Genomic DNA, 19,430 nt, shown 5'->3' on the forward strand with positions numbered 1-19,430 from the left:
CGACAACGCCGCGACGACGGTTCGCCGGATTTCGTCTCGATTCCATTATTCGCACGCACGGCAATTCCCACTGTTGCACGGAGACGCGAATCCCCGTTCGAATACTTCGCTCTGCGCTGCGAGGCTCGCCGCGGATGCGACGCCGGCCATGCGATAGGTGTTGCTCGCCGTCCCGATCGCGACCTGATTGGCGGCGGTGGCCGTTGCGCCGGCACCGACCGCGGTGGAGTTGGTAAAACCAGCCGAGGCTCCCGCACCGATCGCGGTCGCATTGAGCGCGGACGCGGTCGCGCCGTTGCCGAAGGCAGAACTGCCGGCGGCGGCACTCGCCTTCGCGCCGTCGCCCACGGCTGTGTTGCCGAACGCCGCGGCCGAATCTGCGCCGACTGCGATCGATCCGGTCGAGACGGCGCCCGTGCCGATCGCAATCGCATTGGCGCCCGTGCCAGCGGTTGCGCCATCGCCGATCGCGACAGCGCTCGCCCCGGTGGCGTGGGAGTTGTTGCCGGCCGCGAAGGAATTGCCGCCGCTTGCCGTCACCGCGTTGCCCAGGGCGAGGGCGTTTGTTGTGCTGGCGCTGGCTCCGCTCCCGATCGCGGTGGCAGATGCCCCCGTCGCAACGCTAGTCAGGCCGATCGCGATCGATTTGTCGCCGTTGGAATGTGCGCCTACGCCGGCGGCTCCGTCGCCGCCACCTCCGATCGCGACGCTATAATTCCCGGACGCGGAGGCACCCGTTTCAACGCCACCAATGAACTCGCCGCCGCCCATCGCGGTGCTGCCGACGCCCGCCGCGGCGCTGTAGCCGCCGGTCGACGTGCTGTAGTCAGCGGCTGCTAGGCTTTCGATACCGGTCGCCGTGCTGTAGACTCCAGACGCCGTGCTGCCGAACCCGCTTGCCGTCACGCCCGTTCCGTCCGCCTTGCTGGCCCCACCGACTGCCGTGCTGGCGGTACCCGCTGCCTGACTTTGGCCGATCGCCACGCTGCCGTTACCGGTCGCTTGGCCGCCACAAGCGACGGCGCCGGCGCCAGGCGCAGAACCGAGCGCAGTGCCTGTTACCGCCGCGCCGCAGACCCCTTGCGCGGCGGCGGGCGCCAGATCAAGCGTCAAGACGAACATGGCGAGCACCACGGCTGCAGCCAAGGCTCTGATCAAACAAAACATCGATCAAACAAAACATCGCGTTAGGGATCGCACGAAGCATTTGCGCTCTCAGGTCCAGAGGTCCGGGTCTATCCCGATCGTTGGCCGGCTACGGCCGCCGCGAACGTGGGTCAAGACGACGGGCCGGACATCAACCGTTCGGTTGAATTCGCCTGTGCATGCAACGCCGACGGCCCGGTTTTTTCCGACTGTTGCTGGATTGCATCGCGATGTTTGGGCTAGCTCGCCCAGTTCTCCCGGAACTCGGGGAACAGCGTCAAGCCACCGCAGGCATAGATGGTCTGGCCGGTGATGTAGCTCGCATCGTCCGATGCGAGGAAGGCAAATACGGCGGCGATCTCTTCTGGGGCTCCGACGCGCCCGAGTGGGATGTGGCTCGCGACGTTGGTTCGCTTGTCGGCCTCGCCGGTCCAGGCCGCGTTGATCGGCGTGTCGATCGCGCCGGGACCGACCGCGTTGACGCGGATGCCGCGTCCGGCGAATTCCAGCGCCAGCGTGCGGGTCAGATTGGCCATGCCGCCCTTGCTGATCGAATAAGCGAGATAGCCCGGCTTCGGGACGATCTGGTGGACGCTGGAGCAGTTGATGATGCTGCCGCCAGCGCCGCGCGCGACGAAATGCGCCAGCGCCTTCTGCGCGCAGAGCACGGCGCCATTGAGATTGACATCGATGATGCGGCGATAGGTTTCGATGTCGAGCGCCTCGCTCGGCGATTCGCGCTGGAAGCCGGCATTGTTGACGAGACAGTCGAGGCGCTTCCAGCGCGCCAGGATCGTCTCGAACATCGCAGCCACCTCCTTGTCGTTGCTGACGTCGGCCTTGACGATGACATGGTCGAGCTTGCCGTGACCGCGATCGCCAGATCCCGTCCTTGCGAGCGCAAGCGTCTCCTCCGCCTTGTCGGGGTGATCGACATAATTGATGGCAACGGTCGCCCCTTCCTGGGCGAGCCTGATAGCAACGGCGCGGCCGATGCCCTGGGAGGCACCGGTCACCAGGGCATATCGGCCAACGAGGCGTGAGGGAAAAATGGTTGAGAGATCGGTCGTCGAGAGATCGGTCTGTGGCATGAGCTTTCTTTCTCCGGGATGCCTCATCATGGACGGAACCGGTGTTTTGTTCCATCCACTAGCGCATCCCTGCGATTCATTCCGCGCGGCGTGCGATCGGAGAGGTCAGGATCTGGTAGAGAATGATCGCGCCGAAGGTGGCGGTGCCGATTCCGCCAATGGTGAACGCGCCGAATTTCAGCGTGAGGTCGCCTGCACCTGCGGTCAGCGCCACGGCGACGGTGATCAGGTTCGCAGGGTTCGCGAAATCGACCTTGTTCTCGACCCAGATCCGGCCCGCCATCGCCGCGATCAAACCGAACAGCACGATCGAAAGGCCGCCGATAACAGGACCGGGGATCGACAGGATCAGCGCACCGAATTTCGGCGAGAAGCCGAGCAGCAGCGACACGGTCGCGGCGAAGGCAAACAACAGGGTCGAATAGACCTTCGTCGCGGCCATGACGCCGATGTTCTCGGCATAGGTGGTTACGCCAGTGCCGCCGCCGCAAGCGGCGACGATCGTCGCGAGGCTGTCGGCAAACAAAGCGCGGCCGAGATAGCCATCGAGGCTGCGGCCGGTCATGGCGCCGACGGCCTTGATGTGACCGAGATTCTCGGCGACGAGAATGATTGCGACCGGCGCGATCAGGACAATCGCATCGGCGTGGAAAGTGGGCGTCGTGAAGTTCGGCAGGCCGAACCACGGCGCAGCCGCGAGCTGCGTGAAGTCGATCGGCTTGCCGAAGCCGAGGCCGTTCGCGAACAGCAGATACAACAGATATCCGCCGATTGCGCCGAGGATGATCGGCAGACGGCGCCACAGGCCGGGAGCCGCAACGGCGACCACGCCGATGATCAGAACGGTCGCGAGTCCGATCCAGGTCTCGAACGCGTTGGCGCTCACCGCCTTGACGGCCACGGGCGCGAGGTTGAGGCCGATCGCGGCGACCACGGCGCCGGTGACGGCCGGCGGCATCAGGCGCTCGACCCAACCGATGCCCGACCACATCACGATCAGCGCGATCACGCCGTACAACACACCGGCGCCGACGATGCCGCCGAGCGCAACCGACAGGTTCGGGTTCGGCCCGTGCCCGGCATAGCCGGTGGCGGCGATGACGACGGCGATGAACGCGAAGCTCGAGCCGAGATAGCTCGGCACGCGGCCCGCGACGATGACGAAGAAGATCAGCGTGCCGACGCCGGAGAACAGGACCGCAACGTTGGGATCGAACCCCATCAGCAGCGGTGCGATGATCGTCGACCCCGACATTGCAACGCAATGCTGGAGACCGGAGACGATGGTCTGGCCCCATGGCAGCCGCTCCTCCGGCATGATCACGCCAGAGGCCTTCAGCTTCCAACGCGGAAAATAGCTATGCGCCTGCTCGTGCGAGCCCGTTGCGTTCGACATGTTCCCCCGTTTGCGGTGCAGCGATTGATGTTCGTGCGATCCGACAAAAATGTGATTGTTGCTTATGCGGCGGACATCACATGATGTAAATCATGCAAGATCAAGGCGTTCCGGACCGAATAATATGACACAAGTCGCGATCCAGCCAGCCGTTCATCGTCGGTATCAACCCTGGTACAAGATCCTTTACATCCAGGTCCTGATCGCGATCGCGCTCGGCGTGCTGATCGGCTATTTCTACCCGGACCTCGGCAAGGCGCTGAAGCCGCTCGGCGACGGCTTCATTGCGCTGATCAAGATGATGATCGCGCCGGTGATCTTCTGCACCGTGGTGCACGGCATCTCCTCGATGGGCGACCTCAAGCGCGTCGGCCGGGTCGGACTGAAATCGCTGATCTATTTCGAGACCGTCTCAACCGTCGCGCTCGCCATCGGCCTCCTGGTCGGCGAGATTCTCCAGCCCGGGCACGGCTTCAACATCGATCCCGCCACGATCGACCCGAAGTCGGTCGCGACCTACGTCACCAAAGCCAAGGAGGAGGGCATCGTCGCCCATCTGATGGCGATCATCCCCGACAGCTATGTCGGCGCAATCGCGCGCGGCGACCTGTTGCAGGTGCTGCTGGTCTCGATCCTCTCCGGCTTCGCCATCGCCTTCCTCGGCAAGACCGGCGAGCCGATCGCGGAGGCGATCGACAAGGCCGCAAAGATGTTCTTCGGCATCATCCGCATCATCGTGCGCGTGGCGCCGATCGGCGCATTCGGCGCGATGGCGTTCACCGTCGGGGCCTACGGCCTCGGCTCGCTGCTCAACCTCGCCGCCCTGATCGGCACGTTCTATCTCACCAGCATCCTGTTCGTGCTGATCGTGCTGGGCTCGATCGCGCGGCTCTCTGGCTTCTCGATCCTGCGCTTCATCGCCTATATCAAGGACGAATTGCTGATCGTACTCGGCACCTCGTCGTCGGAGACGGTGCTGCCGCAGATGATCCAGAAGATGGAACATCTCGGCGCCTCGCGCTCGGTGGTCGGCCTCGTGATTCCGACCGGCTACAGCTTCAACCTCGACGGCACCAACATCTACATGACGCTGGCGACGCTGTTCCTCGCGCAGGCGACCAACACCCATCTGACGATCTGGCAGGAGCTCGGCATCTTGGGCATCGCCATGATCACCTCGAAGGGCGCATCGGGCGTGACCGGCGCCGGCTTCATCACGCTCGCCGCGACGCTCTCGATCGTGCCCGACATTCCGATCCAGTCGATCGCGATCCTGGTCGGCATCGACAAGTTCATGAGTGAGTGCCGCGCGCTGACCAACCTCATCGGCAACGGCGTCGCCTGCGTCGTCATCAGCATCTCGGAAGGAGAGCTCGACCGCGACGCGCTGCACGAGGCGATGGCGCATCCGCTGGAGATGGGCGAAGCGCTGGAGCCTGGCGGCAGCGCTTAGACGCCGCGAGGAACAGGCAGTCGCAGCCTGGTTCCGATGCGGTAGTTTCCCGGAGTGGTCAATTGGTGCAGCAAGCGTCACAACAACGGCATTGGGATCACCGATTGATACTCATTCATTCCACCCGACGCGCTGGGGGCAGAGCGTCGGGTTTTTGAGAATTTATCCGGACGATCGGGCGGGATCAGATGATCCGCCATTGGCACGCAACTGCCCTTTTCCCGCGAAGGATAATCAGCCGCGGGTCGGTATCATTGCTCTACCGCGCCGAACAATTGCCGCGAGGTGGCAAGATCGACCCGGCGCGTGACGCCGATGGCCTGCAGGAACGCCTCGTCATGGCTGACGACGAGCAGCGCGCCGTCATAGGCCCTCAAGCCGGCTTCGACGGCTTCGATGGACTCGAGGTCCAGATGATTGGTCGGCTCGTCCAGGATCAGCAGTGACGGCGGCCTCGATCCACCCAGCACGCAGGCGAGCCCCGCGCGAAACAGCTGGCCGCCGCTCAGGCTGCCGACGATCTGCAGGGCGGCATCGGCGCGAAACATGAAGCGCGCCAGCGCAGCATGGCACTCATTCGCGCCGGCCCTTGGATTGAGGCGCCCGAAATTGTCGAGGATCGAGATCGCGGGATCGAGCAGGCTGACCTTCTGGTCGAACAGCGCGAAGTCAGGCCTGACCCGCACGGTGCCCGAGACGGGGCGCATCTCGCCAGCAATGAGCTTCAACAGCGTCGTCTTGCCGGAGCCGTTCGGCCCGACAATCGCGACACGCTCCGGCCCAACAATGGTGAGCGATAGATTACGCAAGACCGGTCGCTCCGGCTGATAGCCAGCACTGACGCGATCGAGCCAGACCACCTCGCTCCCCGCCGGCAGCTGCGTCGAGGGCAGCTTTACGGACAGCGGCTGAAGGACCTCGATGCGCCGGCGCGCGGTGTCGACTGCATCGAGCGCTTCCGCGCGCCGCCGTTCAGTGATCTGCGCAGTCTTGCCACCGCTGTCCTCGCTGCGATCCCGACGTGCACCAGCGAGAATACGCGGCATGTCGCCCTTGGCGCGCTTCCTCTTGCCACCGCTGTCCTTGCGCGCTTTCCGCTCGGCCGCCTCCTGCGCCTTGCCGTCGATCTCGGACAGGTGCTTCTCGGCATGCGCGAGGTCGTGCCGGACGGCGGCGAGCTCGACGGACTTCTGCGCGCGATAGCTGCTCCAATTGCCGCCATAGCGCGTTGCTCCGAGCGAGGTCAGCTCGACGATAGCGTCCATCGTCTCGAGCAGCGCCCGGTCGTGGCTGACCACGATCGCGCCGCCGCGCCAGGCCGCCAGGAGATCGATCACGGCACGGCGCCCGTCCCGATCGAGATTGTTGGTGGGCTCGTCCAGCAGCAGGAAGTCCGGCCCGGTGAAAAGCAGCGCCGCGAGACGAACCCGCGTGACCTGCCCGCCCGACAAGCGGTCCAATTCCGTGTCGGGCGCGATATCGAACCCGACGCGAGCAAGGGCGGATGCGAGCCGCGTCTCGAGAGTCCAGTCGATTTCGGCGACATCCTCGGCCGATGCTTCGCCACGCTCGGCACGGCGCAGCAGGTCCAGGGCATCGCGCGCGCCGAAGAGGTCAACGACCGTCGCGCCCGCGCGGAGCTGGGCGTCCTGGCGCAGAAGCCCGACGGTTCCGTTTGCGATCACACGCCCCGACTGCGGAACGTGCTCGTCCGCAATCGCGGCGAAAAGAGTTGTCTTGCCGACGCCATTGCGGCCGACGAGCCCGGCTCGCTCAGTGCCGAAGGTCAGATCGATGTTGGAGAGAAGCGAGCGGCCGTCAGGCGTGGCCAGCGACAGGCGCGACAGGATGATTGAAGCAGGCATGGAATTCCCCGTGAGCAAAGCGGATCGGCGTTGCGGTCGGGGTAATATCCATGGCTGCGAATATCCTTGTTGGGTGCCCGCTGATAATGCCGCCGCGCCAAGATCAAGCCTTGTCCTCGGCGAGACCCGCTAGGCGGCCAGCCTGTCGAACTGGACCTTGCCCGCCTTCATCACCAGCGGAATGCGCTCGCCCTGACCGAGCAGGCACGTCACGTCGCGCAACGGGTTGCCGTCGACCACCAGCAGATCCGCGAGAGCTTCGGGCACGATCCGGCCGAGCTTGCCTTCCATGCCGAGCACCTCGGCGCCGACCAATGTCGCGCTGGCGATGACCTCGCGTGCGCCCTGAATTTCGGCGCGGATGCGAAATTCATCGCTCTGGAGGCGCTGCGACGGTCCAAGCAGATCGCTGCCATAGCCCATCTTCACCCCGGCCTTGCGATAGATCTCGAGCGAGCGCAGGCCGGCGTCGCGGACGTCGGCGATCTTGGCGACGCTCTCCGGCGGCAGACCGTACTGCGCGCCCTCATTGGCAAGGGCTTCATAGGTCACGAGCGTCGGCACCACATACGCGTCCTTCTCGGCCATCAGGCGCGCGGTCGGCTCGTCGACGAGATTGCCGTGCTCGATGGTGCGCACGCCGCAGCGGACCGCGCGCGCGATTGCCGCGGCGGTATAGGCATGGGCGAGCACATAAGTCTGCCGGCCTCGCGCCTCCTCGACGATGGCGCGGATCTCGTCCTCGGAGTAGCCGAAGGCGCCGACCGGATCGGTCGGAGAAGCAACGCCGCCGGACGCCATGATCTTGATCTGGTCGGCACCCATCTGGAGCTCTTCGCGCACCGCCTTGCGCACGCCGTCGACACCGTCGGCAACACGCGCCAGCGCGCCGACGCGCACGCAGCAGGGACAGACCGCGTCGCTGGCGAGGTAGTCCGAACGCGCCCGCATGTCGCCGTGGCCGCCTGTCTGGCTCAGCGCTCGGCCGGACACGAACAGCCGCGGACCGTCGGTCAGGCCGGTCTCGATCGCCTGCTTCATCGCGTGGCCGGCGCCGCCGGCATCACGGACGGTCGTAAAGCCTCGCCGCAGCATGCCGCGCAACAGAAGCGTCGAGCGTAGCGTCACCAGCACGTTGGGAATGTGGACCTGCTGCGCCAGGTTGAGCTCGATCGCGATGGTGTGCACGTGAAGATCGATCAGGCCGGGCATCAGCGTCTTGCCCTTCAGATCGATGGTTCGATCGGCGGCGACCTTGATCGGCCGATCCGAGACCTCCCTGACCAGATCGTTCTCGACCAGTACGTCATGACGGCTCAGCAACTCCGCCTGGAGCGGGTCGAGCAGAGCGGCATTCTTGAAGAGGATGCTGGGCATGGTGGTTTCCTGTCAGGGCGCCTGCGCAAGCAGTGCCGGCAATGTGAGCTGGGCAAACGGGAGACAGGCGGCGACGTCGTCCTCGTCATACCAGCCCGCCTCGTGCAGCAGATTGAGCGAGCCGAGCGTGCGTCCGCGCCAGCGCACGGGCATGTTGAGCACGCTGGCGCAGCCAAGCGAGGTGATCAGCTCGTGGTCGGAAAATACGTTGCGCAAATCGTCCTGCGTACGGCCGATATAGGCCTCGCCGCGGTCGAGCACGGCCTCGGTCCATGGACCCGGCGCCAGGCGCTTGCGTCCGCCCGCGGGATAGGGTCCGGGAAGATTGGAATAGACCCGCGCCGCTTCGCCGCTGGCGTCGTCGTATGCCAGGATCGTGAACAGCTTGTGCCCGATCGCCGACTTCACGGCCTGGTCGAGCGCTGCGAACAACGCATTCGGCTGGTCCACGCTGCTCTGCGCTGCCGCGACGGCGCAGAGCCAGGGATCAGCCTTTGGTTTGATCCGCGTCATGCAACCTCGCCCGCCGCGATCTCTTCCAGCGACCGGCCGCGCGTCGGTACGCCCATCAGCACGACGGTGACCGCCCCCAGCAGCAGCACGGTGGTGGTAACGCCGAACACGCCGGCAAAGCCGAAATTGGGATAGAGGTAGCCGACCAGGATCGGCGAGACGATCGCACCGATGCGGCCGATCGCGGAAGCAAGCCCGGCACCGGTGGTTCTGACCGCCGTCGGGAACACCTCGGCCGTGTAGGCATAGACGCCGGCATAGGTGCCGTTCATGAAGAACGACAGCAAGATTCCCGCGGCCATGATCTGCTGGTCGCTCTGCGCGAAGGCGAGGCCGAGTGCGCTGGCGCCGCCGAGCACCATGTACGTCGCGATCGTTGCCTGCCGCCCGATGCGCTCGTTGAAATACGCGGCGCTGAAATAGCCGGGAATCTGCGCGCAATAGATCGCGATCGAATAGGCGAAGCTCTTGGTGATGCTCATGCCGTTCTGGACCAGAAGGCCGGGGATCCAGACGAAGAAGGAATAATAGCTGAAGGTGATCGCGAGCCACATGATCCAGGTCATGATGGTGATGCGCGCCTGGCGGGCCGCCAGAAGCGCTGCGAAATTGGCCAGCAGCGTTCCACCCGTACCGGTCGGTGTTGTGGCTTCGACGACCGGCGGCGGCAGGACAAGGCCTTCGCGCGCAAAGCGTGCCTCGATCCTGTCGAGGACGATTTCGGCTTCCTTCTCCCGTCCCCGGCTTTCGAGCCAGCGCGGCGATTCCGGCAAGGCCTTCCGCCACCACAGCAGCATGACGACCGGCACCGCCGTGATCACCAGTACGATGCGCCAGCCGTTATCATAGGCGGGCACGATGAAGTAACCGAGCAAGGCCGCGGCGACGAACCCAAAGGAGAAGAAGCCGGCCAGCGCGCCGGTAAAGCTGCCGCGGTAACGCCGCGCCACGAATTCGGCGAGATAGGGTGCAATGATCGCACTCTCCGCGCCGGTGCCCATGCCGGCGACAACGCGGGCTGCGAAGAAGGACGGCCAGCTATCCACCATCGCGCTGGCGATGGACGCCGCACAGTAAAGCGCCAGCGCCGACATCATCACCGCGCGGCGACCGATCAAATCGCCGAGCGTGCCGGCGAGCAATGCTCCGAACAGAAAGCCGATATAGGTGCTGCTGCCGAGCACACCGATCTGGACGCTCGACAAATTCCAGGCCGTGCGCAGCACCGGCAGGATGAAGGCGAGCACCGCCGCATCCATCGCGTCGAACGTGTAGCCGAGCCCGCCCATCAGCAGGAGATGCGTGTGGAAGCGCGCGAACGGAAGGCGCTCGATGCGCGCCGATATCATCGACATGAAAGTCCCCCTCGATCTGACGGCCCCGGCGCGCCGCGTGTCGTTCGGGAGGGAACCATAGACAAGGTGACATTATCGTCATAATTTATAATCATGATCTAATATATCACCATGGTGAATATCCGCCCGTGTCGTTCCGCGCGCTCGACCTCAACCTCCTGAAAGTGTTCGAGGCCCTGATGACCGAGGGCAGCGTCACGCGCGCGGCCAACGCGCTGACGATGACGCAGCCGGCCGTCAGCAACGCGCTCGCGCGTCTGCGCGACGCGCTCGGCGATCCTCTGTTCGTGCGGTCAGGCACCGGGATCAGTCCTACCCAGCGCGCCGTGGCGCTGTGGGAGCCGATCGGCGAGGCGCTCGAAAGCATGCGCGGCGCGCTCGACGAGCGGGTGTTCGATCCCGGCCGCGCGCAGATCGAGTTCAGCCTGTCGATGTCGGATTACGTGGCCTCGCTGGTCATGCCGAAGCTCGTGAACCATCTTGGCGAGATCGCGCCGAAGGCACGCGTCCATACCGTTCCCAACACCGTCATCGAGATCGCCGACCAGCTCGAGGACAACCGGGTGGACTGCGTGTTGAGCGTCTATGTCAACGAGGCGCAGCAGCCGGCCGCCATTCGCTCACGCTCACTTTGGACCGTCGACTATGCCTGCTTCATGCGGCGCGATCATCCGCTCGCCGCCGGAAAACGGCTGAGCACGCGCGCCTTCCTCAACGCGGGGCACGTCGATGTGAGCCTCGCCGGAAAGACGCTGCCGTCCTACGACCTCTTTCTCGCCTCGCGCGGGCTGTCGCGCAATCTGGTCGCGACCGTCAATCATTACAGCGCTGCCTACGAGATCGTGCGGCAGTCCGATCTCGTTGCGGTGCTGCCGCGCGATCTCCGCTCGCAGTCGCGCCACGCGCCGTTCCTGCATGCGATGCCGCTTCCGCTCCAGGCGCCGCCGCGCATCGTCAGCCTATTCTGGCACCAGCGTAACGATACCGTCCCCGCGCAACGCTGGCTGCGCGAGACTCTGGTCGGGATGTTTGCCCAATCTGACTGACCGGATCAGCCCTTGAGGGCGGTGACCACCACCTCGATCAGCGCGCCGCCGCCGAGATCGGCGACGCCGACGGTGGCGCGGGCCGGCAGATTGTCGCCGAAGAACTCGGTCCAGGCCGCATCCATCTCCTTTTTCCTGGAGAGATCCGTGACGAAGATCGAGGCGCTGACGATTCGGGTCTGGTCGGTGCCGGCCTCCTTCAGATAGCCGGCGATCTTGCCGAGGATGTTGCGGGTCTGGTCGCCCATCGAGACCGAGGTGTCGTCGGCAATGGTGCCGCCGACGAAGACGAAGCCGTTGGCTTCGACGGCGCGGTGCATGATGGGCGTGCGGATGCTGCGGGTGATGCTCATGATGTCCTCTTGTTCCTAGAGCGTGGAGGCATGGAAGCGGTCGATGCCGAGCTCGCCGATTCGGGTCTGGGTGCCACCATTGACGATCAGCTCCGCCATCACGGCGCCGGCGCCGGGGCCGAGCTGGAAACCGTGCAGCGAGAAGCCGAATTGGTGATAGAGGCCCTTATGGCGGCTGCTCGGCCCGAGCACGGGAATGTCGTCCTTCATCTTCGCCTCGATGCCGGCCCAGGCACGGACGATGGTGGCGCTGCGCATCACCGGGAACAGCTCGAACACGGTGCGCGCACTGGTCGCGAGGCTCTTCCAGTCCAGCACCGTCTCGTTGCGGTCCTGATAGGGCGTGGCCAGATGGCCGCCGCCGATCAGCACGGTGCCGTTGGAGAATTGCTTGAAGGAGAGCTTTCGCCCGCGCAGGATCACGACGGGGTCGATGAAATGCGGCACGCGCGAGGTGATCATCAGCATCGGCGCCACGGTCTCGACCGGCACCGGCTCGCCAAGCGCAGCCGCGATCTTGCCGGCCCAGGCGCCGGCGGCGTTGACGAGGACCGGCGCAGCAAAGGTTTCAGGGCCGACATCGACATGCCAGAGACCGTCGCTGTAGCGGATGTTGCTGGCGGCTACGCCCTCGCGCACGGTCGCGCCGAGCTGCTCGGCCTTGCGACGGAATGCCGTCGTCGTCTGCGCCGGATTGGCCGCGCCGTCACGGCGCGAAACCACGCCGCCGGGGCAGGTTTCGGCGACAGCCGGCACCAGCCGCCGCAGCTCGGTCGCGTCGATCAGCTCTTCGTGGGTAAAGCCGAGTGCGTTGAGCTCGGCGACGCGCGCGCGGCAGACGGCGAGCTCCTCCTCGTTCTCGGCTACCAGGACCTGGCCGTAGCTCTCAAAGCTGCAATCATCGTCGAGTAGGTCAGTAATCTTCTCCCAGATCCCCATCGAGCGGATCGAGAGCGGGATCTCGGGGATGTGCCGCGCGAGCTGACGCACGCCGCCTGCGTTGACGCCGGAGGCGTGGCGGCCGGCATAGTCCTTCTCAATCAGCAGCGGCTTCAAGCCGGCAAGGCACAGATGCAGCGTCGTCGAGCATCCATGGATGCCGCCGCCGACGACGATCGCATCCACGTTTTGGGTCATCCGCGCACCACCGCCTTGACGTCGTCCTCGCCCTTCGGAACGGCGGCGAGCTCGGCGAGCGTGATCGGCTTCACCGGCGCGCGCAGCCGGTAATAGCCGATCTCCTGCGGGCTCTTGCCACGCGCCTGCGCCATCAGCTCGGTGACGGTGAGGCCGCAGAGCCGGCCCTGGCACGGGCCCATGCCGGTGCGGCGATAGGCCTTGAGCTGGTTCGGCCCGGTCGCGCCGATCGCAACGGAATCGAGAACGTCCTTTGCGGTGACCTCTTCGCATCGGCAGACGATGGTGTCACCCGAGGGAATGCGGAACTGCAGCGACGGGCGGAACAGCGTGTCGAGGAAGACGCGGCCGCGCTCGGCCCTGGCGAGATCGGCGCGGAGCGTGGCCATCGCGGGAAGCTTCGCAGCAGCGGCGGGCGTCAGTGCTTCCACCGCCGCGCGCGCCGCGATGCGACCGCGCACCACGGCAGCATTCGCGCCGCCGATGCCGGCGCCGTCACCGGCGATCGCGATTCCAGCGACCGACGAATTGCCGCTGGCGTCGAGCACGGGCGACCAGCACAGCTGCAAATCGTCCCAGCGATGCTTAACGTCTGCGGACATCGCAAGGTTGACGTTGGGCACGACGCCCTGATGCAACAGCAGGAGATCCGCAGGGATGGTCTCGCGCTTGCCACCGGCGATATAGCTGACGCCCGCGAGCTGGCCGTCACCCGCGCCAGCAAGCTCAGTGACGCCGGAGACGACCTGCACTTTCGCTCTCACCTCGCGCATCATCGACAGGCCCTTGGCAAAATAGGGCGAGGTCAGGAAGGCGAAGGCGTGCGGGAGCGCGGCGAGGTAGTTGGCGCGCCCGGTCGTGTCGAGGATGCGGTCGATGCGGCCGCCGAGGCGCAATATCTGCGCGGCAAGCAGCCAGAGCAGCGGCCCCTGCCCCGCGATCACGGTGCGGCCATCAGGCACCAGCGCCGACGATTTCAGCATCGTCTGCGCGGCGCCTGCCGTCATCACGCCCGGCAATGTCCAGCCGGGAATCGGAAATGGCCGCTCCAGCGCGCCGGTCGCGAGGATGACACGCTTCGCCTTGACGAAAGCCGAGGCGCCCCCGATCGAGACCGCGATGTCGAGGTTGCGGTCGAGGCTCCAGACCGTGGCACGGTGGATGACCTCGGCGCTACTCGCGCGGAGCGACTGCACGAGATCGGCACCGACCCAATAGTCGGCACCAAGCTGGCTGCGCTCGGTCACCGGCGTCGAGGAGATGGCACGAAACACCTGGCCGCCGGGACCGATGTTCTCGTCGAGCAGCAGCGTCGACAGGCCCGCTTCGGCGGATGTCGCGGCGGCCGCGAGGCCCGCTGGCCCGGCGCCGATCACCACGACGTCATAATCTTCGCGCTTGGGAGCCACAGTCATCTTCCGATCTCCCGCTTGCCCTTCTGGATTTCGATCTGCATGCCCTCGGCGACGGGCACGAGGCAGCCTTGGCGATTACCGACGCCGTCGATGGTGACGAGGCAGTCGAAGCACACGCCCATCATGCAATAGGGCAGACGCGCCGCGCCGCTCACTGCCGTGGAACGTCGCGCGTCCTGGCCGGATGCCAGCAGCGCGGCGGAGACGGTGTCGCCCTGGCGTGCAGCGACGGCAACGCCGTCGACGAAGATCTGCACTTGTGGGCGCTTGTCCTGTTCGGATCGTCTAAACATGGGATGCCTCTTGGCTCCTTGATATCTCTAATAGCCGCTGGTGTTCGCAGCGCCCGCGCCGCCGAAGCGGCTCGCCGAGAACGCGCCGACTAGCTCCGGCTCAAGCGCGCCTTGCGCCACCATCTGCGCGATCTCGAAGGCGTGGTTGGAGGCGAGCGTCACGCCGGAATGACAGCAGGCGACGAAAGCGCCGGGATGCGTCTCCGACTGGTCGTAGATCGGAAAGCCGTCCTGCGGCATGACGCGAATGCCGGCCCAGCTCCTGACCACGTTGAGCCGCGCCAGATGCGGAAACATCCGCTGCGCGCGATCGGTCATCACCGCGCTGATCGAGTGCTTGAGCGCGCGGTCGTCGAGCTCGTCCTCCTTGCTGTCGCCGATCATCACCGTGCCCTCGTCGGTCTGGCGGATCGTGGTCAGCGGATGCGGCAGGAACGGCATGGTGCGTTCGGTCACCACGATTTGGCCGCGGGTCGGGCCCATCGGCGCATAGAGGCCGACCATCGGCGCCAGCGTCTGATTGGCATTGCCGGCTGCGAGCACGATCTTGGCGGCGCGAAGCTCGCCCTTCGGCGTGGTCAGGCGGAATTCGCCGGCATTCTTGCTGATCGCCGAGACCGGCTGCTCCGGGAAATAATCGATACCGAATTCCCTGAAGGCGGTGTGGAAGGCGCGAAAGGTGCGCAGCGAATTGACGTGGCCATCGAGCGGACAATAGCTGCCGCCCGAAACCTCCGGCCCTATCAGCGGCAGCGACTTCTTCACCTCGGAGGCGGACAGCATCTCCATGTTGTAGTCGGCAGCGCCCGCCTGGTTGTGCATGCGCTTGACCAGCTCGGCGCGCTGGCCGAATTCGTCCTCGCCGAGGGTGAGATGAAAGCCGCCGTTCTGCTGAAGCGCGACGTCGAGACCGGTCTGTTGCTTCAATTCGGAGGCCAGCCGGCCCCAAGCTTGCGACGCCTGCACGGTCCACACCGTATAGGCGGGCATGCCGAGCCCCTTGCTCTGGACCCAGACCAGCGCAAAGTTCGCGCGTGAGGCGCGCTTGGTGATGTCGCCTTCGTCCAGCACGGCCACGCTCTTGCCAAGCCGGCCCAGGCCCCAGGCAATGGCGGAGCCGAGCAATCCGCCGCCGACGACGGCGACGTCGTATTCTCCTGACATGAGTTCTCCTATCGTCCCGGATCGCCCTTGCCGGCGAGCACGCGGTCGAGCCCGTAGAAGCGGTCGAGCAGAATGAGGGCGGTCATGGTGATCGCGATCACGCAGGCCGAGACCGACGTCACCAGCGGATCGATGTTGTCCTGGATATAAAGAAACATGCGCACCGGCAATGTCTCGGTGCCGGGCGCCGCGAGGAAGACGGTCATGGTCAGATCGTCGAAGGACTGGATGAAGGCGAGCGCCCACCCGCTGATGACGCCGGGCAGGATCAGCGGCAGCGTGACACGACGAAACAACGTCCAACCGTCGGCGCCGAGCGAGACCGCCGCCATCTCGACCGAAAGGTCCATGCCGGTTGCCGCCGCCAGCGTCAGCCGCAGTGCGAACGGAAATACAATGATGACATGGGCGATGATCAGCGCCGCAAAGCTGCCGCCGAGCCCGGCCGAGGTGAAGAAGCGCAGGAAGGCGATGCCGAGCACGACATGCGGGATCATCAGCGGCGACAGGAACAGCGCCGCCAGCGCGTCGCGACCGCGGAAGCGATAACGCGCAATTGCGAGCGCCGCCGGCACCGCGAACAGCAGCGCTACGAAGGAAGACAGCGCCCCTAACCCAAGGCTGACCCAGAAGGCGTGGATGAATTCGGGATAGTTGGCGATCGCCCTGAACCAGCGCAGCGAAAAGCCGTTGGTCGGCAGCGACAGAAAACCTTCGGGGGTGAAGGCGACGAGGCACACCACCAGGATCGGCGCCACCATCACGACAACGAAGATGGTGTGAAAGATCAGCGCCAACGGGCCGTTCCGTCTCATCGGAACACCTCGGCGTAGCGGCGTTCGATCAGCGCGTTGCTGCCGACCACGATCAGCACCAGCGCCACCAGCAGCAGCGTGGCGACGGCTGCGCCGAGCGGCCAGTTCAGCGTGTTGAGGAATTCGTCATAGGCGAGCGTCGCCGCGACCTTGAGGCGGCGGCCGCCGATGATTGCCGGTGTCGCAAAGGCGCTGGCCGAGAGCGAGAACACGATGATCGCACCCGACAGCACGCCCGGCATGATCTGCGGCATGATGATGCGGCGGATGATGGTCACGGGACCAGCACCGAGCGACATCGCGGCGTTCTCGATCTGCGGATCGAGCCGTTGCAGCGCGGCCCAGACCGACAGCACCATGAACGGCATCATCACATGCGCGAGCGCGACGACCATGCCGGTCTCGGTGAACATGAAGGGAATGGGGAAGCGGATCACCCCGGCCGACATCAAGAGCTTGTTGACGAGGCCGTTGTTGCCGCCGAACAGCAGCGCCCAGCCGAGCGTGCGCGCCACCACGGAGATCAGCAGCGGCCCGAGGATGACAAGCAGGAAAAAGCTCTTCCAGCGACCGCTCATGCGGTTGAGGATGTAGGCTTCGGGCGCGCCGAGCAGAGCGGTGAGCAGCGTGGTCAGGATCGCGATCCGAAACGTCCGCCAGAACATTTCTGCGTAATAGGGATCGGTGGCGATCTCCTGCCAGTTCTTCAGGATGAAGACCGGCTCGATGCCCTTGTACTGGCCCCAATCGTGGAACGACAGCATCACGGTCATGGCGAGCGGGATCAGCAGCACACCGACGAACAGCATCAGGGCAGGCGCCGTCAGCCCCCAAGGTGCACGCGCGTTGCGCTCCTCGGCGACCCCGCTCATGTGACGGTCCTTGCACGCACGCTCATGTCCTCGGGGCGCCAGGTGAGACGAACGGCGTCGCCTTCGGCTGGCTGCCTCTCACCATCATTCTGGCGGATCACGATCGCCGGGCCGCATTCGCTCTCGCACTGGAGCAGCCAGTGATTGCCCTGGAAGATACGCGTGACGATCTTTGCACCGAGGCCCTCATCGCCAAAGCCGATACGTTCAGGACGAATGCTGACGGTGACAGGGCCACTGAGCCCGGCCGGCGCCAGCGCGCTCCAGGAGCCCGCCACCAACCGCGCCGGAATTGCAGTCCGATCGATCGTCCCGGCAAAATCGTTGGTCTTGCCCAAAAACTGCGAGACGAAGGCCGAGACCGGCTTCTCATAAGTCTCCTGCGGTGTGCCGATCTGCTCGATCTTGCCCTGGCTCATGACCACGATACGGTCGGACAGCGACATCGCCTCGTTCTGATCGTGGGTGACGAGGATCGTGGTGGTGCCGATGGTGCGCTGGATCTGGCGCAGCTCGATCTGCATCTCCTCGCGCAATTTTGCGTCGAGGTTCGACAGCGGCTCGTCGAGCAGCAGCACGCTCGGCTTGATTACCAGCGCACGCGCCAGCGCGACGCGCTGCTGCTGGCCGCCGGACATGCGGCGCGGATGGCGCTCCTCGTAACCGGCAAGGCCCACCATTGCGAGCGCGGCACGCACGCGCTCGGCCAGCTCGTTACGCGGGACGTTGCGCATCTCGAGGCCAAAGGCAACGTTCTCCGCCGCCGTCATGTGCGGAAACAGCGCGTAGCTCTGGAACACGATGCCGAGCCCGCGCTTGGCCGGATGGATCGCGGTCAGGTCCTTGTCCTCCAGGCGGATCGCGCCGCGTGTGGGATCGAGGAAGCCCGCGATCATCTGCAACGTCGTGGTCTTGCCGCAGCCGGAGGGGCCAAGGAACGAGATGAACTCCCCCTTGCCGACCGCGAGACTGAAGTCGTCGACCACAGTCTGCGCGCCGAACTGTTTTGCCACCCGACTGAGCTCGAGATAGGCCATGAGCTGTCTCCGCTGCGGACGATCAGATCAGCGCTCGACCTCACGGTTCCAGCGCTTGGTCCACTCCTCGCGCTTGTCGTTGATGATTGTCCAGTCCGGATTGTAGAGCTTAGCCGCGCGCTCGCCGATCGGCGCCATTTTGCCGAGCTCTGGCGGCACCACCAGCGATTTCAGCACCGGGCCGTAGCCGTAGTCCTTGAGCATCACGAGCTGAATCTTGGGATCAAGCAGCATCTTGACGAAGTTTGAGGCCAGCGGCGAGGCGTTCGGCTTGGCGATCGGACACGCCGTCGTCAGCAGCGTCGCTGCACCTTCCTTGGGATAAACAAAGTCGACGGGGAAGCCGGTGTTGGCAAAGCTCTGGACGCGGCCGGTGCCCCACACCGCGATCACGGCCTGGCCGGACTGGAACAGCTCGGTCATCTTTCCCGGCGACGGCTCATAGGCGAGCACGTTCGGACTGATCTGCTCCTTGAAGATCTTGAAGCCGGAATCGACGTTGGACTCGCCGCCGCCGTTCATCTTCGACAGCATCACCAGCGCTTCGAGGCCATAGGTGTTGTTGATGGGCGGAATGACCAGCTGCTTGGCGTATTTCGTGTCCTTCAGATCATTCCACGAGGTCGGCGGCGCCCAACCTTTCTCCGCAAACACCTTGGTGTTGTACATCAAGCCAGTGGCGACGATGCCGATCGCAACGGCGCGATCGTCCTTGAAGCGCGCAGTGTCGTAGAGATCGGCCGTCGGCAAGCCATCGAGCTTGCCACAGAAGCCGAGCTGGATCGCCTGGTACATCGGGCCGTCGTCGACGATGGCGACGTCGATCTGCTGATTGCCATTCTGCGCCTGCAGCTTGGCCAGCGTGTCGGTGGAATTGCCGGCGACGTATTCGACCTTGATGCCGTTCTCCTTCTCGAAGGTCGGGATCACCTCATCACGAATGGTCTTCTCGAACGAGCCGCCATAGCCGGCGACATAGAGCGTTTTCTGCTGGGCCAAGGCGGCCGACGGAAGGACGACGAGCGCCGCGATGCTGACCGCTGTCAGAAGGCGAAAAGTCTTCATGTGGTCCGATCTCCAATCTGCCGAAAAAACGGGCTGT

18 protein-coding genes are annotated in these 19,430 nt (G+C 65.1%); 2 read left to right on the top strand and 16 right to left on the bottom strand.

Going from position 1 to position 19,430, the window contains the following annotated elements; all coding sequences use genetic code 11:
* Nucleotides 1–45 precede the first annotated feature (45 nt).
* The 3 genes from ABIC09_RS15320 to ABIC09_RS15330 all read right to left on the bottom strand — a co-directional run bounded on the left by ABIC09_RS15320 (nt 46) and on the right by ABIC09_RS15330 (nt 3,633).
* On the bottom strand, nt 46–1,146 hold the full coding sequence (locus ABIC09_RS15320; protein WP_354109760.1) for a hypothetical protein: 1,101 nt from the start codon (nt 1,144–1,146) through the stop codon (nt 46–48).
* Between the two features lie 239 nt (nt 1,147–1,385).
* Nucleotides 1,386–2,237, bottom strand: coding sequence for an SDR family oxidoreductase (locus ABIC09_RS15325; protein ID WP_354109761.1), 852 nt, complete (start codon nt 2,235–2,237; stop codon nt 1,386–1,388).
* A gap of 76 nt (nt 2,238–2,313) precedes the next feature.
* Nucleotides 2,314–3,633 (bottom strand): solute carrier family 23 protein, encoded by a 1,320-nt coding sequence (locus ABIC09_RS15330; RefSeq protein ID WP_354109762.1) that lies wholly within the window; start codon nt 3,631–3,633, stop codon nt 2,314–2,316.
* Between the two features lie 124 nt (nt 3,634–3,757).
* On the opposite strand from ABIC09_RS15330, the gene ABIC09_RS15335 reads away from it, so the two are divergent.
* Nucleotides 3,758–5,086: a dicarboxylate/amino acid:cation symporter gene (locus tag ABIC09_RS15335; protein WP_354109763.1), complete on the top strand. Its 1,329-nt coding sequence runs from the start codon at nt 3,758–3,760 to the stop codon at nt 5,084–5,086.
* 251 nt (nt 5,087–5,337) lie between these two features.
* Here the strand turns inward: ABIC09_RS15335 and ABIC09_RS15340 are convergent, their stop codons facing one another.
* From ABIC09_RS15340 to ABIC09_RS15355, 4 genes are all read right to left on the bottom strand, one after another.
* Nucleotides 5,338–6,951, bottom strand: coding sequence for an ABC-F family ATP-binding cassette domain-containing protein (locus ABIC09_RS15340; RefSeq protein ID WP_354109764.1), 1,614 nt, complete (start codon nt 6,949–6,951; stop codon nt 5,338–5,340).
* A 129-nt stretch (nt 6,952–7,080) separates the two neighbouring features.
* On the bottom strand, nt 7,081–8,328 hold the full coding sequence (locus ABIC09_RS15345; RefSeq protein ID WP_354109765.1) for a metal-dependent hydrolase family protein: 1,248 nt from the start codon (nt 8,326–8,328) through the stop codon (nt 7,081–7,083).
* A gap of 12 nt (nt 8,329–8,340) precedes the next feature.
* Nucleotides 8,341–8,841, bottom strand: a complete 501-nt coding sequence (locus ABIC09_RS15350) for a GAF domain-containing protein (protein WP_354032329.1) — start codon at nt 8,839–8,841, stop codon at nt 8,341–8,343.
* On the bottom strand, nt 8,838–10,196 hold the full coding sequence (locus ABIC09_RS15355) for an MFS transporter (RefSeq protein ID WP_354109766.1): 1,359 nt from the start codon (nt 10,194–10,196) through the stop codon (nt 8,838–8,840). Before ABIC09_RS15355 ends, ABIC09_RS15350 begins: the two co-directional genes overlap by 4 nt.
* 128 nt (nt 10,197–10,324) lie before the next feature.
* Here ABIC09_RS15355 and ABIC09_RS15360 point away from each other — a divergent pair, with 128 nt between their 5' ends.
* Nucleotides 10,325–11,242 (top strand): LysR family transcriptional regulator, encoded by a 918-nt coding sequence (locus tag ABIC09_RS15360; RefSeq protein ID WP_148754036.1) that lies wholly within the window; start codon nt 10,325–10,327, stop codon nt 11,240–11,242.
* A 5-nt stretch (nt 11,243–11,247) separates the two neighbouring features.
* On the opposite strand, the gene ABIC09_RS15365 is transcribed toward ABIC09_RS15360, so the two are convergent.
* From ABIC09_RS15365 to ABIC09_RS15405, 9 genes are read right to left on the bottom strand one after another with little or no spacing between them, the layout of a single operon-like run.
* Entirely contained in the window at nt 11,248–11,595 is a 348-nt protein-coding gene (locus tag ABIC09_RS15365; RefSeq protein WP_354032331.1) for a RidA family protein, read from the bottom strand.
* Nucleotides 11,596–11,610: 15 nt separating this feature from the next.
* On the bottom strand, nt 11,611–12,732 hold the full coding sequence (locus tag ABIC09_RS15370) for an NAD(P)/FAD-dependent oxidoreductase (protein ID WP_354082259.1): 1,122 nt from the start codon (nt 12,730–12,732) through the stop codon (nt 11,611–11,613).
* Nucleotides 12,729–14,147: an FAD-dependent oxidoreductase gene (locus tag ABIC09_RS15375; RefSeq protein WP_354032333.1), complete on the bottom strand. Its 1,419-nt coding sequence runs from the start codon at nt 14,145–14,147 to the stop codon at nt 12,729–12,731. The genes ABIC09_RS15370 and ABIC09_RS15375 overlap by 4 nt, the downstream gene beginning before the upstream one ends.
* Nucleotides 14,144–14,440 (bottom strand): (2Fe-2S)-binding protein, encoded by a 297-nt coding sequence (locus ABIC09_RS15380; protein ID WP_354109767.1) that lies wholly within the window; start codon nt 14,438–14,440, stop codon nt 14,144–14,146. The genes ABIC09_RS15375 and ABIC09_RS15380 overlap by 4 nt, the downstream gene beginning before the upstream one ends.
* Before the next feature lie 27 nt (nt 14,441–14,467).
* Nucleotides 14,468–15,604 carry an NAD(P)/FAD-dependent oxidoreductase gene (locus ABIC09_RS15385; RefSeq protein WP_354109768.1) on the bottom strand — a complete coding sequence of 379 codons (1,137 nt, stop codon included), beginning with the start codon at nt 15,602–15,604 and terminating at the stop codon, nt 14,468–14,470.
* An 8-nt stretch (nt 15,605–15,612) separates the two neighbouring features.
* The gene (locus tag ABIC09_RS15390) at nt 15,613–16,419 is read right to left on the bottom strand and encodes an ABC transporter permease (RefSeq protein WP_354109769.1); all 807 of its coding nucleotides are present in this window, start codon (nt 16,417–16,419) and stop codon (nt 15,613–15,615) included.
* Entirely contained in the window at nt 16,416–17,291 is an 876-nt protein-coding gene (locus tag ABIC09_RS15395) for an ABC transporter permease (RefSeq protein ID WP_354109770.1), read from the bottom strand. Before ABIC09_RS15395 ends, ABIC09_RS15390 begins: the two co-directional genes overlap by 4 nt.
* A complete protein-coding gene (locus tag ABIC09_RS15400) occupies nt 17,288–18,328 on the bottom strand; it encodes an ABC transporter ATP-binding protein (protein ID WP_354109771.1) in 1,041 nt (346 codons plus the stop codon). Before ABIC09_RS15400 ends, ABIC09_RS15395 begins: the two co-directional genes overlap by 4 nt.
* A gap of 27 nt (nt 18,329–18,355) precedes the next feature.
* Nucleotides 18,356–19,393 (bottom strand): ABC transporter substrate-binding protein, encoded by a 1,038-nt coding sequence (locus ABIC09_RS15405; protein WP_354109772.1) that lies wholly within the window; start codon nt 19,391–19,393, stop codon nt 18,356–18,358.
* Between the last annotated feature and the right edge of the window lie 37 nt (nt 19,394–19,430).

Origin of the sequence: Bradyrhizobium sp. S3.12.5 (genome assembly GCF_040548225.1) — a bacterium.
Classification (GTDB): Bacteria; Pseudomonadota; Alphaproteobacteria; order Rhizobiales; family Xanthobacteraceae; genus Bradyrhizobium; species Bradyrhizobium cytisi.

Excerpts from the sequence above, each read along its gene's own strand:
- ABIC09_RS15325 (WP_354109761.1), bottom strand. The coding sequence starts at position 2,237 with ATGCCACAGACCGATCTCTCGACGACCGATCTCTCAACCATTTTTCCC.
- ABIC09_RS15330 (WP_354109762.1), bottom strand. The coding sequence starts at position 3,633 with ATGTCGAACGCAACGGGCTCGCACGAGCAGGCGCATAGCTATTTTCCG.
- ABIC09_RS15335 (WP_354109763.1), top strand. The coding sequence starts at position 3,758 with ATGACACAAGTCGCGATCCAGCCAGCCGTTCATCGTCGGTATCAACCC.
- ABIC09_RS15340 (WP_354109764.1), bottom strand. The coding sequence starts at position 6,951 with ATGCCTGCTTCAATCATCCTGTCGCGCCTGTCGCTGGCCACGCCTGAC.
- ABIC09_RS15345 (WP_354109765.1), bottom strand. The coding sequence starts at position 8,328 with ATGCCCAGCATCCTCTTCAAGAATGCCGCTCTGCTCGACCCGCTCCAG.
- ABIC09_RS15350 (WP_354032329.1), bottom strand. The coding sequence starts at position 8,841 with ATGACGCGGATCAAACCAAAGGCTGATCCCTGGCTCTGCGCCGTCGCG.
- ABIC09_RS15355 (WP_354109766.1), bottom strand. The coding sequence starts at position 10,196 with ATGTCGATGATATCGGCGCGCATCGAGCGCCTTCCGTTCGCGCGCTTC.
- ABIC09_RS15365 (WP_354032331.1), bottom strand. The coding sequence starts at position 11,595 with ATGAGCATCACCCGCAGCATCCGCACGCCCATCATGCACCGCGCCGTC.
- ABIC09_RS15370 (WP_354082259.1), bottom strand. The coding sequence starts at position 12,732 with ATGACCCAAAACGTGGATGCGATCGTCGTCGGCGGCGGCATCCATGGA.
- ABIC09_RS15375 (WP_354032333.1), bottom strand. The coding sequence starts at position 14,147 with ATGACTGTGGCTCCCAAGCGCGAAGATTATGACGTCGTGGTGATCGGC.
- ABIC09_RS15380 (WP_354109767.1), bottom strand. The coding sequence starts at position 14,440 with ATGTTTAGACGATCCGAACAGGACAAGCGCCCACAAGTGCAGATCTTC.
- ABIC09_RS15385 (WP_354109768.1), bottom strand. The coding sequence starts at position 15,604 with ATGTCAGGAGAATACGACGTCGCCGTCGTCGGCGGCGGATTGCTCGGC.
- ABIC09_RS15390 (WP_354109769.1), bottom strand. The coding sequence starts at position 16,419 with ATGAGACGGAACGGCCCGTTGGCGCTGATCTTTCACACCATCTTCGTT.
- ABIC09_RS15395 (WP_354109770.1), bottom strand. The coding sequence starts at position 17,291 with ATGAGCGGGGTCGCCGAGGAGCGCAACGCGCGTGCACCTTGGGGGCTG.
- ABIC09_RS15400 (WP_354109771.1), bottom strand. The coding sequence starts at position 18,328 with ATGGCCTATCTCGAGCTCAGTCGGGTGGCAAAACAGTTCGGCGCGCAG.
- ABIC09_RS15405 (WP_354109772.1), bottom strand. The coding sequence starts at position 19,393 with ATGAAGACTTTTCGCCTTCTGACAGCGGTCAGCATCGCGGCGCTCGTC.